A 19,914-nucleotide genomic window follows, 5' to 3' on the forward strand; every position below is an offset into this window, starting at 1 on the left:
TAAAACAAGAGAAAACTTGGAAAAATGCGTCAGTCACCCGCCAATCGAATTCTGATCCTGTTGAAAACCGACGGGCCGCAGCTGGCAGCCGCCATCGGCGATGCGCTCGGCATATCGTCGGAGGCGGCCCGTCAGCAGCTAACGAAGATGGCGGAGGAGGGACTGGTCGAGCCGGTGGCGGAGGCGGCAGCCGGCAGGGGCAGACCGCGCCAGCTCTGGCATCTGACGGCTGACGGCAACAAGCGATTTCCCGATGGCCACGCGGATCTGACCGCCACGTTGCTTGCGACCATGGCCAGCCAGTTGGGACAGGGCGCCGTCGACACCGTCATCTCCGCCCGCGAAACGGAAACGCTTCGGCGCTACCGCAGCGAGATCGATATGGCGGCCAATCTGCCGTCGCGCGTCGCAAGCCTCGTAGCTATCCGCACGCGGGAAGGCTATATGGCCGATCACTGGCAGGACGAGGACGGTTCGCTGGTGCTGGTGGAGAACCATTGCCCCATCTGCGCGGCCGCATCTGCCTGTGCCGGCTTCTGCCGATCCGAGCTGGAGACTTTTCGCATGGTGCTCGGCGCTGATGTCGAACGGGAGGAGCATATTCTGCTCGGCGCCCGGCGTTGCGCCTACAGGATCCGCGACGCGGCCTGAGAGATCGCTTTTTGATGCTGGCCGCCGGCATCGGCGATTGGCAATCAATGGTGCAGCGGCTATCACTGCCCGTCTGGCAAATTAAAGGCAGCTTCCATCATGTCCAATCCCGTCTGCGTCGATGTCACCCGTGGCAACCAGGTCGAAAGCCATCACCGTGGCTCGGTCGTTGTCGTCGATGGCGATGGAAAGCTGGTCTTCTCGCTCGGCGATATCGAAAGCGGCGTCTTTCCGCGTTCTGCCTGCAAGGCGATGCAGGCGCTTCCGTTGGTCGAAAGCGGTGCCGCGGATGCCTATGGCTTTGGTGACAAGGAATTGGCACTCGCCTGCTCATCCCACAATGGCGAGGACGAGCATGTGGCGCTCGCCGCCTCGATGCTGGCGCGAGCCGGTCGCGATGTCGGCACGCTCGAATGCGGCGCCCATTGGTCCTTCGACCAGAAGACCCTCATCCATCAGGCCCGCACCATCGACAAGCCGACGGCGCTGCATAACAATTGCTCCGGCAAACACGCCGGCTTCGTCTGCGCCTGCTGCCATCAGGATATCGATCCCAGGGGCTATGTCGGCTACGATCACCCGCTGCAGCAGCAGATCCGCGACACCATGCGGAGCCTGACCGGCACCGTTCTTGCCCATGACAATTGCGGCACGGACGGCTGCTCGATCCCGACCTATGCGGTGCCGCTAAAGGGACTGGCACATGGCTTTGCCAGGATGGCGACGGGCGCCGGCCTGGAGCCGCTGCGCGCCAAGGCGTCCCGCCGGCTGTTGGAGGCCTGCATGGCCGAACCGTTTTACGTCGCCGGCACCGATCGCGCCTGCACCAAACTCATGCAGATCGCTCCCGGCCGTATTTTCGCCAAGACCGGCGCCGAAGGCGTGTTTTGTGCCGCGATCCCCGAGCAGGGTATTGCCATCGCGCTCAAATGCGACGATGGCACGACTCGTGCCGCGGAGGTCATGGTCGCGGCGGTGCTGGCCCGTTTCTTCGAGAAAGACGACGCAGTACATGCCGGCCTCATGGCGATGGCCGACAGGTCTTTCAGGAACTGGAACGGCATCCATGTCGGCAATATCATGCCGGCAGCTGCATTGACTGCCTAGAGCGGTTCACGGAATCCCCGAACCGCTCTATCTCTTTGTTTTCACGCAATTCCGGACGGAAAACCGCTGCGCACTTTTCCTGGAATTGCTCTAGCCTCCGTTCTTCGGTTCAGCCGATCGTCTGCCGGGCGGGCGCATGCTGCCGGACGATCCTGTATTCCTTCCAGATCAGGATCATCACCACCAGGTCGAAGACGGTGAGAATGACAAGCCCGATCCCGTGCGTTTCGGTGAAGCGGTAGAGCTGGTAGACGATGAAAAGCCCCAGGGCGACCAGTGAAGCCGGATAGGCCCACATCTTGCCCTTGAGCAGCCCGATGACGAGCAGCACCTTCACCAGCCCGTGGCTGAGCAGATAATAGGCATAGAAGTCCTTTGTGCCGACCGAGAAATCCTGCGCCCACGCGAGCAAGTGTGTCGCGATAAAGTCCTTGGGATCGTTGAGCAGCTCGGGCTGCGTGATCCTGTTTGCCAGGCGAAGGATGGACTCGGTGCTGACGAGCGCAAGCACGATGCCGCCGATGCATTCGATCAAGGCATGCGCGCCCTTCAGGAGAACACTGATTTCGAAGAGCTGATGAATGCGGCGTTCGTTCACGGGCGATCTCTTGGGCATGGTGATGCAGGCTTGATCGGCAACAACGGCAAGGCAGGCCGATGTGTGAGCGGCATAGGATCAATCTTCGGCCGTATGATGATGATAATGCAAATTGCGTAAAGCGGACTCGCAACCGACGTCAGGCCAGCAAGAGTGCAAGCTCGGTCTCCCGATAGGGTGCCAGGCTTTCTTCCGCAATATCGGACGGCACAACGAGGCCTGACACATCCTTCATCGGCAGGATCTGGTATGGGGAGGCCGCATCAAGCTTTTCGCCCGTCGCCAGTACATAGGTTTCGGCCGAGCAATGGGCGATATGCCGCTTGATAGCCGCCTCCTCGAAATCGCCGGTCGAAAAGCCGCGGGCGGGATGGATAGCTGTGACCCCCAGAAAGAAGATGTCAGCCCTTATGGAGGCGATCATCGCCATGGCGGCCGCACCCGTCGCCACCATCGAATGCTTGTAGAGCTTGCCGCCAATGAGGATCACCTCGGCGGCGGGATGATGCTCCAGTTCGCCAGCGATCGTCGGGCTGTGGGTGACGATGGTGGCGGCAAGATCCTTCGGGAGCTGACGAGCGATCTCGGCATTGGTGGTGCCGCCATCGAGAAACACCGTCTGGCCCGGCTGGATCATCTTGGCCGCATAGGTGCCGAGCCGTCGCTTCGCATCGGAGGAGACTGTCTGCCGAGCGGTGAAATCGGGTAGCTCAGGTGACAGCGGCAGTGCGCCGCCATGCACGCGCTTCAGCAGCTTCTCCGCTGCCATCTCTCGCAGATCCCGGCGGATCGTGTCTTCGGACAGATCGAGTTCATCGGCCAGAACCTTGGCGATCACTTGGCCGTCCCAGCGCAATCTGTCGAGGATGAGGGCTTTGCGTTGGCTGGTCAGCATGTCCATCTCTGCACGATATATCACGAATGATCACGAATTTATCAGAATCGATTCGACATTCAAGGAAATATGCGCATATTCGTGCAAATTCCTGCAGGAAGCAGGTGTTCAGAATGGAGACATGACATGTTGATCCTGATTGCAGGCCCGTATCGCTCCGGCACCGGCGATGATCCGAAAAAGATGGCAGAAAACCTCAAGCGCCTAGAGGAGCCGTCCTATGCTCTGTTCAAGGCAGGCCATCTTCCCATGATCGGCGAGTGGGTTGCGCTGCCGGTCTGGCACGCCGCCGGCGGCAAGCGCGTCGGGGACGATCTCTATGAAGAGATCTTCCACCCGACAGCTGGCCGCCTGCTGCAGCTTTGCGAGGGTGTGCTGAGATTGCCCGGCGACTCCAAGGGCGCCGACAATGATGTCCGTATCGCCCGCGAGCGCGGCATTCCCGTCTGGCACAGGCTGGAAGACGTGCCCGGCTGCGCCTGAACGCGAGCCGCCCATCCCCATTGAGCCAGCCCATGGGGATGGGCGTGCATGGCCGATCGATCAAAACCTTTTGTGGCGCCCATCAGCATCACCCACTTCCGTATCGGCCGGGTTCGCTTTAGCTTCCTCGCGGAATTCAATCGAGGAACGGAACATGCTGACATTCTATTTTGCGCCCGGAAGCTGCGCGCTCGCCAGTCTCATCGCCCTGGAAGAATCTGGTCTCGCATATGAGCACCGTCGCCTCAACCTCGCCAATGGCGATCAGCGCCAGCCGGACTATCTGGCCATCAATCCCAAAGGTCGCGTTCCGGCCCTGGTGACCGACAGAGGCGTCATCACCGAGAATATCGCGATCATGGCCTATATCGCCCAGATCGCACCGGCCGCCAAGCTGGCACCGCTCGACGATCCCTTCGAATTCGCGCAGATGCAATCCTTCAACAGCTATATCGCGACCACCGTTCACGTGAACCATTCACACAAGGGACGCGGCTACCGCTGGACCGACGATCCCGCTGCCATCGAGGCAATGAAGGCCAAGGTGCCGCAGACCATGACCGAAAGCTTCGCCTTGATCGAGGACAAGATGCTGAAAGGCTCTTGGGTAATGGGAGAGCAATATACCGTCGCAGACGGCTATCTCTTCACCATGGAGAAGTGGCTGCCGGGAGACGGTGTCGATATCAAACAGTTCCCCAAGGTCAGCGCGCATTATCAGCGCATGCTCGAGCGCCCGGCCGTTCAGAAGGCGCTTGCCGTCGAACAGGGCTGATGTGGATCAGCCGAACGTTGCCAGAAGTTTTTTCGGGGCGCGGTATCGCCACGCCTCGATCAAGCGTAGCTCTAGTTCCTCGTCATCGATCGCACCAATGCGCAGCGGCAGGGATGGCCAGCCGACATAGTGATCGGTCTGGAAATAGATCTCCGGCGCCATTTCCATCAGCTGCTCCTTGCGGTCGAGCGGCAGCGACAGCACGATGGTCTCGTTATTCTTCACCGTCACGAATGCCTTGCCGCCGACCTTGAAAGCCGGTAGGCCGTAATGCAGGCCGGGTTCAACCGCCGGCAGCCGGGCTTGCGCGATAAGCCGCTGCAATCGTTGGGCGATGACGTCCATATCGATGACCGATGTCATGTTTTACGGATATAGAGCAGGTCTCTGTCAGGCGCATTCTTCCGGCTGAACGCACCGTTTGTCTATAGGCCGCCCGAGATTTTCCGGCATGAGCGGCAGGTCGGCCAGTTCTTCCAGCGACATGCTCGCGAGCATTGGGTGCTGCAGCGGATCGTTTTCCTGTTCGCGATCCTCTTCCTGTAGATGATTGAAGAAAAGCTTCAAGATCGACATGTGATTGCCTCCTTGGATCCCCGCATCGATGCAACCCAAGGAGCATCGGCCGGCGGGGTAGCGGCACTTTTCAATTTCATATTGCAATAATCGCGCGTATTCCCGCTTTGCGCAATTGAGAATGCCGAGATGCTGATATAGATATTCTATAATGAGAAATCTCAACAACGTTCATCTGAATGGCTTGCGCGCTCTTGAGGCGGTCGGGCGGCTCGGTTCGCTGCAGGCGGCCGCCGACGAACTTGGCGTAACGGTCGGCGCGGTTAGTCAGCAGGTCATCAAGGCGGAGGCGCAGCTCGGGCGGCCACTATTCGAGCGAACTCCAAAAGGCATGACGGCCACGGCATCGGGGCTGGCGGTATTGACGAGGCTTGGCGAGGGCTTTCAGGCGCTTGCGGCCGCAGTCGCGCTTGCGCAGCACAAGGATGAAAATATCCTCACGATTTCGGTCGCGCCGGTTTTTGCAGCCCGTTGGTTGGTTTATCGGCTCGACCGCTTCGCCAGCCGCCACCCGGATATCCGCCTGCGCATCGATGCCACCACGCGGCTCATCAATCCGGCGACGTCGGATGTCGATATCGGCATTCGCGTCGGCAGTGGGCAATGGCCCGATGTCAAAGCCGAGCTGCTGCTGGCGCAGGAAGTGTTCCCGGTGGTTACGCCGCAGATCGCCGCCACGCTGCGGGAACCGGCCGATCTCCTGAAAGTCCCCGCCGTGATCGACGGACACGCGATGTTCGGCTGGGAGGTCTGGCTGCGCAAAGCCGGGCTTTCAGGCCATTGCATGGAAGAGCGGCACATCTTCAATGACGCGTCGCTCTGTCTGGATGCGGCTATAGCGGGGCAGGGGGTGATGCTCGCCTGGCAGACGCTGGCTGCCTATGCCCTTCAGCAGAAATGCCTCGTCGATCCCTTCGGCATCCGTGTAAAGACGGGCTTCGGCCATTATTTCGTCACCGCCGAAGGCGTGCGCGAACCTAAGAAGGTGACCGCCTTCAAGGCCTGGATTCGCGAAGAGATGGAAGAGAGCATGCGTCTCTTCCGATAGAAGCTATCAGATCGGCTCCTGAGCGCGCGTCGCCTGCATGGCCTTGTAAGCATCGCGCGACTGGCAACGCTCGATCCAGGCTTTCATCTTCGGACGCGCATCGAACAATTCCTGTTCGGTCTGGGCGTAGCGCAGTACTTCCGCGAGATTGAGATCGGCGGCGGTGAAGCGATTGCCGACGAGATAGTCCTGGTTTTGCAGGTGCTTTTCCAGCACGTCGAGCGGTTTCTTCAGTGAGCGGCAGGCGACTGCGATCCCCGTCTTGCCGGCCTCGCTGTTTTCCTGGGCATTGTCATAGATGCGGACGAGCGCGACGCTGTAGGGCTCGACTTCGGTTGCCGCCCACATGGTCCACATCGACATCTGCCCTTCTTCCTCGATCGTTTTGCCGGCCAGCGGACCGCCATACTTGCGCGCGAGGTAAAGGTTGATGGCGAGCGATTCATGCAGGACGAGATCGCCGTCCTTGATGCAGGGGATCATGCCCATCGGATTGACGGCCAGGAACTCCGGCGACATCGTATTGATCGGCGCATCGGCGGCAAGCGGGTTGGGCAGCCGGCTCGCCTGGATGACAGGCACGGATTTGAACTCGACGCCGAGCTCATTAGCCATCCAATAGTTGCGCGAAGCGCGCGAGCGATAGACACCGTAGATCGTCAGCATATGGGTCTCCCAGATTCGAGTCGGCGCGACATTATTGGTCGCTTGGGAGGAGCGGAAGGCCTTGCCGCTGATATCTCGATGAAAGCTTGTGATGGAATGGTGTATAGATAGCTGGGCCGCCTCGTCCTCCGAGGGCTGATGGCTGGCATAGGACAAGCACGAAAATATCAGACAAGTCCCCCAATTCTTTGCAAATCATGCTGTTGATGCTTCGCCTTCGTTCGGAAATTAGCGTCGGCGCATGCTAGAATTCCAGCATGATTTTCATCGGAAGCGGTAGGAGGCTTCCGGCGAAATTAAACATGCGCATTCGATGACTGCGATCTCGGGAGGAGAGCAGATGCTTGCGACCAGTGTATCGCTAGACGACAAATATACCGCAGAGGAAGGCCGCGTCTTCATGACCGGCCTGCAGACGCTGGTACGCCTGCCCATGACGCAGATGCGGCGCGACCGCGCTGCCGGCCTCAATACGGCAGCCTTCATTTCAGGCTATCGCGGCTCGCCGCTCGGCGGTTACGACCAGCAGCTCTTGAAAGCCAAGACTTATCTCGACGCCCACGACGTCACCTTCCAGCCCGGGATCAACGAGGATCTTGCCGCGACGGCCGTCTGGGGCTCACAGCAGGTCGGCCTTTCGCCCGGCGCCCGCAAGGATGGTGTGCTCGGCATCTGGTATGGTAAAGGCCCCGGCGTCGACCGCTCCGGTGATGTGCTGAAGCACGGCAATGCCGCTGGCACCTCCAAGCATGGCGGCGTCCTCTGTTTCGCCGGCGACGATCATTCCGCCAAATCCTCCACCATGCCGCACCAGACCGACCATGATTTCATGTCTGCGGTCATCCCGGTCATCTATCCATCGTCCATCCACGAATTCCTCGAATACGGCCTGCTCGGCATCGCCATGTCGCGTTATTCCGGCTGCTGGGTCGGCATGAAGTTCATCGCCGACACCATAGAAACGACGGCTGCCATCGATCTCTCGGGGGAAAGGCGGCAATTCGTCCTGCCGACCGATTTCGAAATGCCGCCCGGTGGTTTGAATTTACGCTGGCCCGATCCGCCGCTGGTGCAGGACGATCGGCTGCAGACTTATAAGGCCTATGCGGCCATCGCCTTTGCCCGTGCCAATCGCGTCGATGAAATCACGCATGATGTGCCGAACGCCCGCCTCGGCATCATCTCGTCCGGCAAGGCCTATGAGGATGTGCTGCAGGCGCTGCGCGAGCTGGAGATCGGCCCTCAGGAAATGGCCGCGATCGGCCTGCGTATCTTGAAAGTGCGTATGCCCTGGCCTCTGGAGCCCGAGGCTGTCAGACATTTCTCGGAAGGGCTCGACGAGGTTCTTGTCGTCGAGGAGCGCCGCGAGATCATCGAAAACCAGATCAAGCAGCAACTCTTCAACTGGCGTGCCGATGTCCGTCCGCGCATCGTCGGCAAGTTCGATGAGCACGACAAGCCCTATCTCAGCCTATCGGCGGCATTGACGGTGGGCGCAGTGGCGCGAGCGATCGCAGGGCGCATCGTCAAGCTCGATCTCGATCAGGGCCTGCATGACCGCATCGCCGCCAAGCTTGCCTATCTTGCCGAGCGCGGCCAGATCAGCCGCAGCCATGTCGCGCCGCTGAACCGCACACCCTTCTTCTGCTCCGGCTGTCCGCACAATACGTCGACCCGCGTCCCTGAAGGCAGCCGCGCCATTGCCGGCATCGGCTGCCACTACATGGTCACCTGGATGGACCGCAACACCGAGACCTTCACCCAGATGGGCGGTGAAGGCGTGCCATGGACAGCGATTGCGCGTTACACCGATGAAAAGCACATGTTCGTCAATCTCGGCGACGGCACCTATTTTCACTCCGGCATTCTCGCCATCCGCCAGTCCGTCGCCTCCAAGGTCAACGTCACCTACAAGCTGCTCTACAATGATGCCGTCGCCATGACCGGCGGCCAGCCGATCGACGGCTATCTGACGCCGCAGCTGGTGACGAAGCAGCTGCATGACGAGGGCGTCAAGCCGATCTATCTGCTTTCGGACAATCCCGCCGCCTATCGCGCTTCGGAACTCGCGCCCGGCGTCAAGGTGCTGCATCGCGACCATATCGATCAGGTAATGCTGACGCTGCGCGAGACCGAGGGGTGTTCGGCGATCGTCTATGTCCAGACCTGCGCGGCCGAAAAGCGCCGTCGCCGCAGCCGCGGGCTGATGGAAGACCCGGCGAAGCGCGTCTTCATCAATCCGGCTGTCTGCGAGGGCTGCGGCGATTGCTCTGTGCAGTCCAACTGCATCTCCGTCGAGCCGCTGGAAACCGAATTCGGCCGCAAGCGCCAGATCAACCAGTCGAGCTGCAACAAGGATTTCTCCTGCGTAAAAGGCTTCTGCCCGTCCTTCGTGACGGTTCATGGCGGCAAGCGCCGCAAGCGCAAAGCACTTGATCATGCCGATGTCGATGTGCCGATGCCCGAAATTCCCGTCATTGGCGATCGGCCCTGGAATATTGCGATTGCCGGCGTCGGCGGCACGGGCATCCTGACCATCGGCGCTATCCTCGGCATGGCTGCGCATCTGGACGGCAAGGTGCCGATGATCCTCGACATGGCCGGCCTTGCCCAGAAGGGCGGCGCGGTCATGAGCCATCTGCGCATTGGCCATAATCAGGCCGATGTCACCTCCTCGCGCATCGTCAATGGCGGCGCGGATCTCCTGTTTGCCGCGGACGAGGTGGTGGGTGCCTCCAAGGATGCGATCACGCTCTGCTCGCCGGGGCGCACGACAGCCATCGTCAACACTGGGCTCATGCCGGTCGCCGATTTCGTCCGCAACCGCGATTTCGATTTCAAGACCGGCTCGATACAGCACACCATCGCAAAGACCGTCAGCGAGAAGTCCGTCTTCCTCGATTTCAACCACGTCGCGACCGAGGTGACCGGCGATGCCATATCGACCAATATCCTGCTGACCGGCTTTGCCTGGCAGCGCGGCCTACTGCCGCTGTCGCTCGAGGCGATCGAAAAGGCGATCGAACTGAACGGCGTCGCGGTCAAGGCCAGCCTTTCCGCCTTCCAGTGGGGACGGCTTCTGGCGCACGATCCGCAGGCCGTGCATGCCATGATGGCCGAGCCGGAGAAGGGCAGGACCCTGGCGGAGATGAGCCTCGACGAGCTCATCAAGCATCGCAAGGCTCACCTGACGGCCTATCAGAATGCAGCCCTTGCCGAACGCTATGCCGCTTTTGTCGCCCGCGCCAATGCGCTGGCCGCAAAAGAGCGGCTTTCGGATAAGGTGCCCTTTGCCGTTGCCGTCACCTATGCACGCGTTCTGGCCTACAAGGATGAATACGAGGTCGCCCGCCTGCTGACGGATCCCGCTTTCGAGGCGCATCTGCGCGAGGAGATGGAAGGCGACTTCAAGCTGGCCCTCAATCTCGCGCCGCCCATCCTTGGCGGCAAGGATCCGAACGGCCGGCCGAAGAAGCGGGAGTTCGGCGCATGGATCCTACCGGTGCTGCGGGCGCTTGCGCCGATGAAGCGTCTGCGCGGCACGCCCTTCGATCCCTTCGGCTATATGGCGGAACGCCGGCTGGAGCGTCGCCTGATTGCTGAATATGAAGGGGTTGCCGAGCGGGTGCTCGCCGGTCTGCGCCACGACAACGAGGCCGAGGCCCTTGCCATCCTCTCGCTCTTTGATGAGATAAGGGGCTTCGGACCGGTCAAGGAGGAGGCCGCCCGCAGGATCACCGTGAAAATCGCTGACAAGCTGAAGGCCTATGAGTCGCCGCAGGAGAAGCAGGGCAAACAGCCTATGCCTGCCGATGCTGCATGACGGCGCCGGCCGAAACTTGAAGCGGGTATGAAGAGATATAGGTTCGTAAGGATCGCGCGTTCGGGACGATCGGGAGGAGAAGCCGGATGTTTGCAGGGGGATTGAACTTTGCGCTTGGCGAGGACATCGAGGCGTTGCGCGAACAGGTGCGCCGTTTTGCTGCCAACCGTATCGCACCATTTGCCGATGAGATCGACCGCAACAACAGTTTCCCGATGCATCTGTGGCGGGAGATGGGTGATCTCGGCCTGCTTGGGATCACCGTCGACGAAGCCTTTGGCGGAGCGGGCCTCGGTTATCTCGCCCATACGGTGGCGATGGAGGAAATCAGCCGCGCTTCCGCCTCCGTCGGCCTGAGCTACGGCGCCCATTCCAACCTCTGCGTCAACCAGATCCATCGCAACGGCACGACGGCGCAGAAGGAGCACTACCTGCCGAAGCTGATTTCAGGCGAGCATATCGGTGCATTGGCGATGTCGGAGCCCGACGCCGGCTCCGATGTCGTCTCCATGAAGTTGCGTGCCGAAAGGCGCGGCCGCCGCTATGTGCTGAACGGCAGCAAGATGTGGATCACCAACGGTCCGGATGCGGATGTTCTCGTCGTCTACGCCAAGACCTCGCCGGATGCCGGCCCGCGAGGGATCACCGCCTTCATCGTCGAGAAAGGCTTCCCCGGATTCTCCGTGGGCCAGAAGCTCGACAAGCTCGGCATGCGCGGTTCAAACACCTCGGAGCTGATCTTCCTCGATTGTGAAGTGCCGGAGGAGAATGTTCTAGGTCAGGTGGATGGCGGCGTGCGCGTGCTGATGTCGGGTCTCGATTACGAGCGCGTCGTGCTCTCGGGCGGTCCCATCGGCATCATGGCCGCCTGCATGGATGTGGTGCTGCCCTACATGCATGAGCGCAAGCAGTTCGGCCAATCGATCGGCGAATTCCAGCTGATGCAGGGCAAGCTCGCCGACATGTATGTGACGATGAATGCCGCGCGCGCCTATGTCTATGCGGTGGCCGCCGCCTGCGATCGCGGCGAGACGACCCGCAAGGATGCCGCAGGCTGCATTCTCTACTCCGCTGAAAAGGCGACGGCGCTGGCGCTCGAATGCATCCAGGCGCTCGGCGGCAATGGCTATACCAATGATTATCCCGCCGGACGGCTGCTGCGCGACGCCAAGCTCTATGAGATCGGCGCCGGTACATCCGAAATCCGGCGCATGCTGATCGGCCGCGAGTTGTTCGGCGAAACGGCCTGATTTCGAATTCCATTTTACTCGATCCGCGAGGCCGCATGACCGTCCTGAAGTCAGAGATATCGACGCATACGGATCGCTTCCGCGACAATCGCGCCGCCATGCTGGAGGCGATCGGCGTCGCTGAGGCTGCGGCGTCGCAGGCGGCGGAAGGCGGAGGGGCGCAGGCGCGCGAGCGCCATGTCAGCCGTGGCAAGATGCTGCCGCGCGATCGCGTCGCCGGCCTGATCGATCCCGCCACGCCGTTTCTGGAAATCGGGACGACTGCCGCTCATGGTCTCTATGGCGGCGAGGCGCCGGGTGCCGGCCTGATCGCCGGTATAGGCCGCGTTTCCGGCCGCGATTGCATGATCGTCTGCAACGATGCCACGGTCAAAGGTGGTACCTATTATCCCATCACGGTGAAGAAGCATCTGCGTGCGCAGGAGATCGCGGCCGAGAACAATCTGCCCTGCATCTACCTCGTCGATTCCGGCGGCGCCAACCTGCCGAACCAGGACGAGGTGTTTCCCGATCGCGATCATTTCGGCCGCATCTTCTACAATCAGGCCAATATGTCAGCGGCGGGCATTCCGCAAATCGCCGTCGTCATGGGGTCCTGCACCGCGGGTGGCGCCTATGTACCGGCCATGTCGGATGAAGCCATCATCGTCGAGAAGCAGGGTACGATCTTTCTCGCCGGTCCGCCGCTGGTCAAGGCGGCGACCGGGGAAGTGGTCTCGGCCGAAGATCTCGGTGGCGGCGATGTGCATACGCGCCTTTCCGGGGTTGCCGATTATCTGGCGCGTGACGACGCCCATGCGCTTGCGCTGGCCCGGCAGGCGGTCGCCAATCTCAACCGCCGCAAACCCGAGAGTGTCGAGCTTCGGACGCCCGAGGCACCACTCTACGATCCCGAGGATATTCTCGGCATCGTCCCCTCCGACCTGCGCACGCCATATGACGTACGCGAGGTCATCGCCCGTATGGTGGACGGCTCCTGCCTCGATGAGTTCAAGGCGCGCTACGGTACGACGCTGGTCTGCGGCTTCGCTCACATCCATGGCATCCCAGTCGGCATCATAGCCAACAACGGCGTTCTCTTCTCGGAGTCGGCGCTGAAGGGCGCGCATTTCGTCGAGCTTTGCTCGCAGCGCAAGATCCCGCTGGTCTTCCTGCAGAACATCACCGGGTTCATGGTCGGCCGCAAATACGAAACCGAGGGCATCGCCAAGAACGGCGCCAAGCTGGTGACGGCCGTGGCTACGACCAAGGTTCCGAAGATCACCATGCTGATCGGCGGCTCCTTCGGTGCTGGCAATTACGGCATGGCCGGTCGCGCCTATTCACCGCGCTTCCTCTGGACCTGGCCCAACAGCCGCATATCGGTCATGGGCGGGGAACAGGCGGCGGGCGTGCTCTCCACCGTACGCGGCGAGGCGCTGGCCCGTGCCGGCAAGCCCTGGACGAAAGAGGAAGAGGCCGCCTTCAAGGCGCCGACACTCAGGATGTTCGAGACCCAGAGCCACCCGCTCTATGCATCGGCCCGCCTCTGGGACGATGGCATTATCGATCCGCGCAAGAGCCGCGATGTGCTGGCTCTTTCGCTTTCAGCAGCACTTAACGCGCCGATCGAAGACACACGCTTCGGTCTGTTCAGGATGTGAGGAGATGGAGATGAAACGCGATGCCATCAATGCCAAGAATGCGCCGCAGCCCCGCGGCGGCTACGCACAGGCCGTGAAGCTGGAGAATTTCGAGCGATTGCTTTTCATCAGCGGCCAGATTCCGACCGATGTCGACGACACCCTGCCGGAAGGCTTTCAGGCGCAGGCCCGCCAGGTCTGGCACAATATCGACGCTCAATTGAAGGCGGCCGGCATGACGAAGGACGACATCGTCAAGGTCACGACTTTTCTCGCCGACCGTCATCACACGATGGAGAACCGCGAGATCCGCAGCGAATATCTCGGCTCGCTCGCGCCGGCGATGACTGTCGTGATTGCCGGCATTTTCGACAAGGCCTGGCTGCTTGAAGTCGAAGTCATTGCCGCGCAATAGGGTCAGCCGATGTTTTCGAAGATACTGATCGCCAATCGCGGGGAAATCGCCTGTCGGGTCATCCACACCGCAAGGCGCCTGGGCATCCGCACGGTCGCCGTCTTTTCCGACGCCGATCGGGATGCGCTGCACGTGGCGCTGGCCGACGAGGGCGTTCATATCGGCCCGGCGGCTGCGAGCGAAAGCTATCTTTCGAAAGAGAAGATCATTGCCGCCTCAAAGCGGGCCGGCGCAGAGGCCATCCATCCTGGTTACGGCTTTCTCTCGGAAAATGCCGATTTCGCCGGGGCGGTCGAGGCCGCTGGTCTCGTCTTCATCGGTCCGTCGCCGGCCTCGATCCGAGCCATGGGGCTCAAGGATGCGGCCAAGGCGCTGATGGAGCGGGCCGGCGTGCCCGTCGTTCCCGGCTATCATGGCGATAGGCAGGATCCCGGCTTTCTTACCGAGCAAGCTGATAACATCCGCTTTCCCATTCTCATCAAGGCGCGGGCGGGCGGCGGCGGCAAGGGCATGCGCCGCGTCGACCGGCTGGAGGATTTCGACGCCTCGCTGCAGGCGGCAAAGCGCGAGGCGAAATCCGCTTTCGGCGACGATGCCGTGCTCATCGAAAAATATCTCGTCAAGCCGCGCCATATCGAGATCCAGGTGTTCGGCGACAGCCAGGGCAATGTCGTGCACCTCTTCGAGCGCGATTGTTCGCTGCAGCGCCGGCACCAGAAGGTGATCGAGGAGGCGCCGGCGCCCGGCATGACAGAGGAGATGCGTAGCGCCATGGGCGAAGCGGCGGTTCGCGCCGCCCGCGCCATCGATTATCGCGGCGCCGGTACCGTCGAATTCATCGCCGATGTTTCCGACGGTCTGTCGCCGGATCGCTTCTTCTTTATGGAAATGAATACCCGCCTGCAGGTCGAACACCCCGTCACCGAGGCGATCGCCGGCGTCGATCTGGTGGAGTGGCAATTGCGCGTGGCGAGCGGCGAGCCGCTGCCGAAAACGCAAGGTGAGCTCACCATAAACGGTTGGGCTGTCGAAGCCCGTATCTATGCCGAAGACCCCTCGCGCGGCTTCCTGCCGGCAACCGGCACGCTTTCCCGCCTTCGCTTTCCCGAAGGCGATGTCCGCATCGACGCGGGCGTGCGCGAGGGCGACAGCATCACTCCGCACTACGATCCGCTGATCGCAAAGCTGACGGTGCACGCCCCGGATCGCGCCGCTGCTTTGGCGAAGCTCACGCGCGGATTGGAGCAGGCGCAGGTCGCCGGGACCACGACCAATCTGGATTTTCTCATACGGCTCAGCCGCCAGTCGGATTTCGCCGCCGGCCGTCCGGATACCGGACTGATCGACCGAAACGCGGAAGCGCTGACCGCGACGCAGCAGCCCGATGACGCAGCCCTTGCCATCGCCGCCGTTGTCGAGGCGGGCGGCTTTGCTGAAACCGCTGGCAACGATCCCTGGCATTCGCTCGGCGCCTGGCAGCTTTGGGGCGAAGCAAGCCGTCCAGTTACGCTGCACTTTGCCGGCAGCCATAAGAATTGCCGGGTGACTGCAAAGGGTCGGATGTTTTTCAGTGTCGCCTTCGAAGATCGCTCCATTCTCGTCCGTCTCTTCGAAGACGATGATGTTGCCCGGCGTGTCGAAATCGACGGCCGGCAGACCCATGTCGATATCTTCGCAACATCGGCGGGCCTGACATTGTTCCTCGACGGGCACACCCATCATTTCCACCGGCTCGATCCGCTTGACGGCGCGGAGGAGGCTGCTAGCGGCGATGATCGCGTCATTGCGCCGATGCCCGGTCTCGTCAAGATCGTCCGCGTGCGCGAGGGCGACGCGGTGGCGAAGGGGCAGGCGCTGATCATCATGGAAGCCATGAAGATGGAGCTGACGCTTTCGGCGGCGCGCGACGGCATTGTCGAAAGCCTGCATGTCGGCGAGGGGGATCAGACCAGCGAAAGCGCCGTGCTTCTCTCGCTTCGACCGGAGGACGCGGCATGACCGAGAAGCTTTCCAATCAGGTCACCATCGTCGAAATGGCGCCGCGCGACGGCCTGCAGAATGAGAAAAAGCCGGTCGATACCGCGCGCAAGATCGAGCTGGTGGATCTGCTCTCCGATTGCGGTTTCGAGCGCATCGAGGTCACCAGCTTCGTCAGTCCGAAATGGGTGCCGCAGCTTGCCGATGCCGCCGCGGTCATGGCCGGGATAAAGCGGCATTCCGGTGTCCGCTACGCAGCGCTGGCACCCAACATGCAGGGTTTTGAGGCAGCACTTGCCGCCGGTGCCGATGAGGTGGCGATCTTCGCCTCAGCATCCGAAGCCTTCTCCATGCGCAATATCAATTGCTCGATCGCCGAAAGCATCGAACGCTTCCGGCCGGTCGCGGCAGCCAGCAGGGATCGCGGCATTCCGTTGCGGGGCTATGTCAGTTGCGTCGCCGAATGCCCCTATGAGGGCGCCGTGCCGCCGCAAAACGTCGTGAGCGTTGCCCGGCAATTGCAGGCGCTCGGCTGCCATGAGATCAGCCTTGGCGACACGATCGGCAGAGGCGAACCGGAGGCCGTGGACAGAATGCTGGAGGCCGTTCTTGCCGAACTCCCCGCCGCCATGCTGGCCGGCCATTTTCACGATACGTCAGGCCGGGCATTGGACAATATCGGTGTCGCTCTCGACCGGGGTCTGCGGGTGTTCGACGCTGCCGCCGGCGGTCTTGGCGGCTGCCCCTTCGCCCCCGGCGCGAAGGGCAATGTCGATACCGTGGCGGTTCACCACTATCTGGCGCTGCACGGCTTCGAGACCGGCCTCGACGATGAAAAACTTGCCCGCGCCGCCGCCTTTGCCCGCAGCCTCAGGAGCACCTCATGACATCGCAAACGATCCGCATCACTACCGATGACCGCGGTGTTGCCCATCTCACGTTGGCGCGCGCCGAAAAGCACAACGCCCTGTCGGCTGAAATGATCGATGCCTTGACGGCGGCAACGCACGATCTCGCCCGCGACAAGGCGGTGAGGGTCGTCGTGCTCACCGGCGAGGGTGCGAGCTTCTGCGCAGGCGGCGACCTCGGCTGGATGCGCGACCAATTCGACACAACGCGCGCCGGACGCATGGTCGAGGCGCGGCGGCTTGCCACGTTGTTCAAGGCACTGAACGAGCTGCCCAAGCCACTGGTCGCCCGTGTCCATGGCAATGCCTTCGGTGGCGGCATCGGCATCCTCAGTGTCTGCGACATGGTGATATCGGCATCGACCGCCCGCTTCGGCCTGACTGAGGTGCGCCTTGGCATCATTCCCGCCACCATCAGCCCTTATATCATCGCCCGGATCGGCGAGACGAATGCCCGTCCGCTCTTCCTCTCCGGCAAGATCATCGATGCCTGGCAGGCGCATGCCGCCGGCCTCTTGTCGCGGGTCGTGGCGGAAGAGGCGCTGGATGAAGCCGTGGAAGCGGAGGTCCGCCATTTCCTGGCGGCGTCGCCGCAGGCGGCCGCCCGCGCCAAGGCCCTGGCTCGCTCCGTCGGCAGGCCGATCACCGACGGCATGATCGATCACGTCGTCGAGCAATTGGCCGATGCCTGGGAGACCGAGGAGGCGAAGGAGGGCGTCACCGCCTTCTTCGAAAAGCGGCAGCCGAACTGGCGGTCGGCCTAAACGAGTTTGTTGTTTTCGATGGTCAGCTGCGGAAACTGCATGCTTCCCTTGATCAGCTCGCTCGATGCCGGCTTGTCCCAGCGGAAGCCCATGATCGCGGCGTGCTGCATCTCCTGAAAGAGATTGCCAGCAATCACCGCGGAGCCGGCGCCGTCGGCGACCGAGACCACGCAGCCGATGCCGGCATGTCGGACGATATTGCCTGTCGCGACGACGTCGCGGAGATATTGACCCCAGCCGAGCCTCAAGCCCCAGAGCGGTGCATTCTCGATGACATTATCGGCAACAAGCGTATCGGCTTCGGCCGAGATGCCGATGCCAAAGCCGCCATCTTGCGCGTAGGGTGCGGTGAGCGAGAGGTTGCGGATGACATTGCCCGTCACCGAGGCGAGCCTGCCGCCCCTATCGAAATTGGTGACCGAAATGCCGTTGGCGGCGCCATCGATCAGGTTGTTGTCGATCGTGGCGCCAATGAACTCGAATTCGCAGTAGATGGCCGTCTCGCCTGAGCGCAGGCACTGATTGTTCGAGATCTGCACATTCGATGCCGAGTTGGCGCGGACGGCGGTGAAGGCGCAATCCGCGATCTGGTTACCCGAAACCGTCACGCCATCGGCGCGGAAAACATTGATGCCGTTGCCGTTCTGGCCGGTGCCGCCGCCATTGGCGCGAATGCGGGCAATGCGGTTGCCGGTGACGCTGCTGCCATCCTCGGCCTTTTCCCAGCGATGGATCAGGATGCCGCCATTGCCGCAATCCTCGACGCGATTGCCTGTCACCGTCAAACCGGCCGACTGGACGGAATAGATCCCGGCTTCCGCCGCTCCGGAGATGCGGCTGCGCTCGATCCGGCCGCCGCAGCGTTCGAGCTGCAGCGCATGCTTGCGGCTGCCGGTAACTTCGCAATTGTCGATCAGCACCTCGTCGACACCGGTAAATTGCAGGAGGCCGCCTGCATAATCGGCAAGCCAGCGATTGCCGCCATCGAGCACAAGGCCGGAAAGCTCGATGCGTCTGGCCTTGTCCGCATTCATCAAATGGCCGTCGCCGCTATAGACCAGCCGCGAAGCGCCGGGAACACCTCTGATGCACGTATTATTAGGGAGTGTCAGGTTGGAGATGTTGTAGGTGCCTGGTGGCAGGAAAAGCGGCATGTTGTTGCGCGCCGCATTGTCGATCATCGCCTGCAGCTTGCCGCTCATGACGTCGCTGGTTCCCGGCGTCGTCTTCAGCGCAATGGCATCGATCGGCCCCCGCAGCTCGGCACCCGTCATCTTGGCCAGCGACGCGGCAACAACGCGGGGCGCAAGCAGGCCAGCCGCTGCCGAAGCGGCGAGGGAAGCGATGAAGGCGCGGCGTTGGATCATTGTGAGCTCCGGGAATTATGCCGATGAAGCAGAAATCATGCCAGGCCTGTCTGTGTCGTTTTGATACAGAGGCCGCTCTTCAAATGTTTTCGGCCGGCTAGGCCCCGTCGTTTTTCTATTTTATTTACCGGTCCGGCACGGACGATGCCCTGCGTCCGATCCATTCGCGCTAGGGGCGACTCGCCGCGCATGTTACCCCTGCGGCATGCGGATCGCGGCCTTTCAACGTCTGGCACTCTTCGACGCCGTCGAGCAGGCGGCCGAGGTTTTGGCGCGCGATCTGGCCTGGGCGGAAGAGCAGGGCATCGATCTCGCCCTTTTTCCCGAATGTTATCTGCAGGGGCATAGCTATGATAAATCCGTTGCCAAACGCCGCGCGCTTTCTCTGGATGATCCGTATCTGAACGCTCTTGTCGCCCGCTTCGCTGCCGGGGGGACGACGGCGATTGTTGGCCTTTTCGAGAGGAGAGGCGATGCGATCTACAATAGCGCCATCGTCGCCAAGTCGGGCCGGACGATCGGGGTCTATGCCAAGGCGCATCCGCTTGAAAAGGGCTGCACCCCCGGAAAGGATTTCCCCGTGTGGGAGGAAGGGCATTGGCGCTTCGGCATCAATATCTGCGCCGATCTCAGATATCCCTATACCGCGGCGCGACTGGCCAGAAAGGGAGCGGGGATCATCTGCAACCCCATCAATCTCATGCTCCGACCTCACAAAGCCGAGCTGTGGCACAAGCCGGGCATTTCGGGCCTGCAGATATGTGCCAGGCATACGGGCTGCTGGGTGATGGCGTCGGATGTGGTCGGCAGCAACGACGACGGCTGGGTGAGCTATGGCAGCAGCGCCATCGTCGATCCGAACGGTGTCGTCGTGGCGAAGGCGAAGCCCTATTGCGAGGATGTCCTGGTTTTCGACCTTCCGGATCGGCAACCGACACGCGGATTCGATCAAAAAGCTGCCGTCGTCGCTACCTAATCGTGCAAATCGC

At 61.7% G+C, this 19,914-nt stretch carries 19 protein-coding genes; 13 read left to right on the top strand and 6 right to left on the bottom strand.

Going from position 1 to position 19,914, the window contains the following annotated elements:
- Window positions 1-24 precede the first annotated feature (24 nt).
- Both FHT84_RS18150 and FHT84_RS18155 read left to right on the top strand, forming a co-directional pair.
- Window positions 25-651, top strand: coding sequence for a MarR family transcriptional regulator (locus FHT84_RS18150; RefSeq protein ID WP_112340277.1), 627 nt, complete (start codon window positions 25-27; stop codon window positions 649-651).
- 99 nt (window positions 652-750) lie between these two features.
- On the top strand, window positions 751-1,758 hold the full coding sequence (locus tag FHT84_RS18155) for an asparaginase (protein ID WP_112340278.1): 1,008 nt from the start codon (window positions 751-753) through the stop codon (window positions 1,756-1,758).
- Between the two features lie 109 nt (window positions 1,759-1,867).
- Here FHT84_RS18155 and FHT84_RS18160 read toward each other — a convergent pair whose 3' ends face one another.
- Window positions 1,868-2,356, bottom strand: a complete 489-nt coding sequence (locus FHT84_RS18160; RefSeq protein ID WP_112340279.1) for a DUF2127 domain-containing protein — start codon at window positions 2,354-2,356, stop codon at window positions 1,868-1,870.
- A gap of 139 nt (window positions 2,357-2,495) precedes the next feature.
- Window positions 2,496-3,251, bottom strand: coding sequence for a DeoR/GlpR family DNA-binding transcription regulator (locus tag FHT84_RS18165; RefSeq protein WP_112340356.1), 756 nt, complete (start codon window positions 3,249-3,251; stop codon window positions 2,496-2,498).
- Window positions 3,252-3,377: 126 nt separating this feature from the next.
- On the opposite strand from FHT84_RS18165, the gene FHT84_RS18170 reads away from it, so the two are divergent.
- Together FHT84_RS18170 and FHT84_RS18175 are read left to right on the top strand one after the other, a co-directional pair.
- The gene (locus tag FHT84_RS18170) at window positions 3,378-3,734 is read left to right on the top strand and encodes a DUF4406 domain-containing protein (protein ID WP_112340280.1); all 357 of its coding nucleotides are present in this window, start codon (window positions 3,378-3,380) and stop codon (window positions 3,732-3,734) included.
- A gap of 154 nt (window positions 3,735-3,888) precedes the next feature.
- Window positions 3,889-4,509, top strand: coding sequence for a glutathione S-transferase N-terminal domain-containing protein (locus FHT84_RS18175; protein WP_112340281.1), 621 nt, complete (start codon window positions 3,889-3,891; stop codon window positions 4,507-4,509).
- Between the two features lie 6 nt (window positions 4,510-4,515).
- On the opposite strand, the gene FHT84_RS18180 is transcribed toward FHT84_RS18175, so the two are convergent.
- Both FHT84_RS18180 and FHT84_RS18185 read right to left on the bottom strand, forming a co-directional pair.
- Entirely contained in the window at window positions 4,516-4,872 is a 357-nt protein-coding gene (locus tag FHT84_RS18180) for an MmcQ/YjbR family DNA-binding protein (RefSeq protein WP_112340282.1), read from the bottom strand.
- A gap of 27 nt (window positions 4,873-4,899) precedes the next feature.
- On the bottom strand, window positions 4,900-5,085 hold the full coding sequence (locus FHT84_RS18185; protein WP_112340283.1) for a hypothetical protein: 186 nt from the start codon (window positions 5,083-5,085) through the stop codon (window positions 4,900-4,902).
- Between the two features lie 151 nt (window positions 5,086-5,236).
- On the opposite strand from FHT84_RS18185, the gene FHT84_RS18190 reads away from it, so the two are divergent.
- Window positions 5,237-6,133 (top strand): LysR substrate-binding domain-containing protein, encoded by an 897-nt coding sequence (locus FHT84_RS18190; protein WP_112340284.1) that lies wholly within the window; start codon window positions 5,237-5,239, stop codon window positions 6,131-6,133.
- A 6-nt stretch (window positions 6,134-6,139) separates the two neighbouring features.
- Here FHT84_RS18190 and FHT84_RS18195 read toward each other — a convergent pair whose 3' ends face one another.
- Entirely contained in the window at window positions 6,140-6,799 is a 660-nt protein-coding gene (locus FHT84_RS18195) for a glutathione S-transferase family protein (RefSeq protein WP_112340285.1), read from the bottom strand.
- Window positions 6,800-7,139: 340 nt separating this feature from the next.
- Here FHT84_RS18195 and FHT84_RS18200 point away from each other — a divergent pair, with 340 nt between their 5' ends.
- The 7 genes from FHT84_RS18200 to FHT84_RS18230 all read left to right on the top strand — a co-directional run bounded on the left by FHT84_RS18200 (window position 7,140) and on the right by FHT84_RS18230 (window position 17,558).
- Window positions 7,140-10,622 (top strand): indolepyruvate ferredoxin oxidoreductase family protein, encoded by a 3,483-nt coding sequence (locus tag FHT84_RS18200; RefSeq protein ID WP_113251067.1) that lies wholly within the window; start codon window positions 7,140-7,142, stop codon window positions 10,620-10,622.
- 86 nt (window positions 10,623-10,708) lie between these two features.
- A complete protein-coding gene (locus FHT84_RS18205) occupies window positions 10,709-11,872 on the top strand; it encodes an isovaleryl-CoA dehydrogenase (protein ID WP_112340287.1) in 1,164 nt (387 codons plus the stop codon).
- A gap of 35 nt (window positions 11,873-11,907) precedes the next feature.
- The gene (locus tag FHT84_RS18210; RefSeq protein ID WP_112340288.1) at window positions 11,908-13,515 is read left to right on the top strand and encodes a carboxyl transferase domain-containing protein; all 1,608 of its coding nucleotides are present in this window, start codon (window positions 11,908-11,910) and stop codon (window positions 13,513-13,515) included.
- A 10-nt stretch (window positions 13,516-13,525) separates the two neighbouring features.
- On the top strand, window positions 13,526-13,909 hold the full coding sequence (locus FHT84_RS18215) for a RidA family protein (RefSeq protein ID WP_112340289.1): 384 nt from the start codon (window positions 13,526-13,528) through the stop codon (window positions 13,907-13,909).
- Between the two features lie 9 nt (window positions 13,910-13,918).
- A complete protein-coding gene (locus tag FHT84_RS18220) occupies window positions 13,919-15,907 on the top strand; it encodes an acetyl/propionyl/methylcrotonyl-CoA carboxylase subunit alpha (RefSeq protein ID WP_112340290.1) in 1,989 nt (662 codons plus the stop codon).
- Window positions 15,904-16,773, top strand: a complete 870-nt coding sequence (locus FHT84_RS18225) for a hydroxymethylglutaryl-CoA lyase (RefSeq protein WP_112340291.1) — start codon at window positions 15,904-15,906, stop codon at window positions 16,771-16,773. The genes FHT84_RS18220 and FHT84_RS18225 overlap by 4 nt, the downstream gene beginning before the upstream one ends.
- Complete coding sequence (locus tag FHT84_RS18230) at window positions 16,770-17,558, top strand: crotonase/enoyl-CoA hydratase family protein (protein ID WP_113251066.1); 789 nt, start codon at window positions 16,770-16,772, stop codon at window positions 17,556-17,558. Before FHT84_RS18225 ends, FHT84_RS18230 begins: the two co-directional genes overlap by 4 nt.
- Here FHT84_RS18230 and FHT84_RS18235 read toward each other — a convergent pair.
- Entirely contained in the window at window positions 17,555-18,925 is a 1,371-nt protein-coding gene (locus FHT84_RS18235; RefSeq protein WP_113251065.1) for a TIGR03808 family TAT-translocated repetitive protein, read from the bottom strand. The genes FHT84_RS18230 and FHT84_RS18235 overlap by 4 nt on opposite strands.
- 205 nt (window positions 18,926-19,130) lie before the next feature.
- Here FHT84_RS18235 and FHT84_RS18240 point away from each other — a divergent pair, with 205 nt between their 5' ends.
- Window positions 19,131-19,901 (top strand): carbon-nitrogen hydrolase family protein, encoded by a 771-nt coding sequence (locus FHT84_RS18240; RefSeq protein ID WP_113251064.1) that lies wholly within the window; start codon window positions 19,131-19,133, stop codon window positions 19,899-19,901.
- Window positions 19,902-19,914: the final 13 nt, after the last annotated feature.

The sequence above is a fragment of the Rhizobium sp. BK289 genome, assembly GCF_014193575.1.
GTDB classification, from domain to species: domain Bacteria; phylum Pseudomonadota; class Alphaproteobacteria; order Rhizobiales; family Rhizobiaceae; genus Rhizobium; species Rhizobium tropici_C.

What these genes read in the sequence shown, in the direction of transcription:
- FHT84_RS18150 (WP_112340277.1), top strand. Translation starts at nt 25, where the DNA reads ATGCGTCAGTCACCCGCCAATCGAATTCTGATCCTGTTGAAAACCGAC.
- FHT84_RS18155 (WP_112340278.1), top strand. Translation starts at nt 751, where the DNA reads ATGTCCAATCCCGTCTGCGTCGATGTCACCCGTGGCAACCAGGTCGAA.
- FHT84_RS18165 (WP_112340356.1), bottom strand. Translation starts at nt 3,251, where the DNA reads ATGCTGACCAGCCAACGCAAAGCCCTCATCCTCGACAGATTGCGCTGG.
- FHT84_RS18170 (WP_112340280.1), top strand. Translation starts at nt 3,378, where the DNA reads ATGTTGATCCTGATTGCAGGCCCGTATCGCTCCGGCACCGGCGATGAT.
- FHT84_RS18175 (WP_112340281.1), top strand. Translation starts at nt 3,889, where the DNA reads ATGCTGACATTCTATTTTGCGCCCGGAAGCTGCGCGCTCGCCAGTCTC.
- FHT84_RS18180 (WP_112340282.1), bottom strand. Translation starts at nt 4,872, where the DNA reads ATGACATCGGTCATCGATATGGACGTCATCGCCCAACGATTGCAGCGG.
- FHT84_RS18185 (WP_112340283.1), bottom strand. Translation starts at nt 5,085, where the DNA reads ATGTCGATCTTGAAGCTTTTCTTCAATCATCTACAGGAAGAGGATCGC.
- FHT84_RS18190 (WP_112340284.1), top strand. Translation starts at nt 5,237, where the DNA reads ATGAGAAATCTCAACAACGTTCATCTGAATGGCTTGCGCGCTCTTGAG.
- FHT84_RS18195 (WP_112340285.1), bottom strand. Translation starts at nt 6,799, where the DNA reads ATGCTGACGATCTACGGTGTCTATCGCTCGCGCGCTTCGCGCAACTAT.
- FHT84_RS18200 (WP_113251067.1), top strand. Translation starts at nt 7,140, where the DNA reads ATGCTTGCGACCAGTGTATCGCTAGACGACAAATATACCGCAGAGGAA.
- FHT84_RS18205 (WP_112340287.1), top strand. Translation starts at nt 10,709, where the DNA reads ATGTTTGCAGGGGGATTGAACTTTGCGCTTGGCGAGGACATCGAGGCG.
- FHT84_RS18210 (WP_112340288.1), top strand. Translation starts at nt 11,908, where the DNA reads ATGACCGTCCTGAAGTCAGAGATATCGACGCATACGGATCGCTTCCGC.
- FHT84_RS18215 (WP_112340289.1), top strand. Translation starts at nt 13,526, where the DNA reads ATGAAACGCGATGCCATCAATGCCAAGAATGCGCCGCAGCCCCGCGGC.
- FHT84_RS18220 (WP_112340290.1), top strand. Translation starts at nt 13,919, where the DNA reads ATGTTTTCGAAGATACTGATCGCCAATCGCGGGGAAATCGCCTGTCGG.
- FHT84_RS18225 (WP_112340291.1), top strand. Translation starts at nt 15,904, where the DNA reads ATGACCGAGAAGCTTTCCAATCAGGTCACCATCGTCGAAATGGCGCCG.
- FHT84_RS18230 (WP_113251066.1), top strand. Translation starts at nt 16,770, where the DNA reads ATGACATCGCAAACGATCCGCATCACTACCGATGACCGCGGTGTTGCC.
- FHT84_RS18235 (WP_113251065.1), bottom strand. Translation starts at nt 18,925, where the DNA reads ATGATCCAACGCCGCGCCTTCATCGCTTCCCTCGCCGCTTCGGCAGCG.
- FHT84_RS18240 (WP_113251064.1), top strand. Translation starts at nt 19,131, where the DNA reads ATGCGGATCGCGGCCTTTCAACGTCTGGCACTCTTCGACGCCGTCGAG.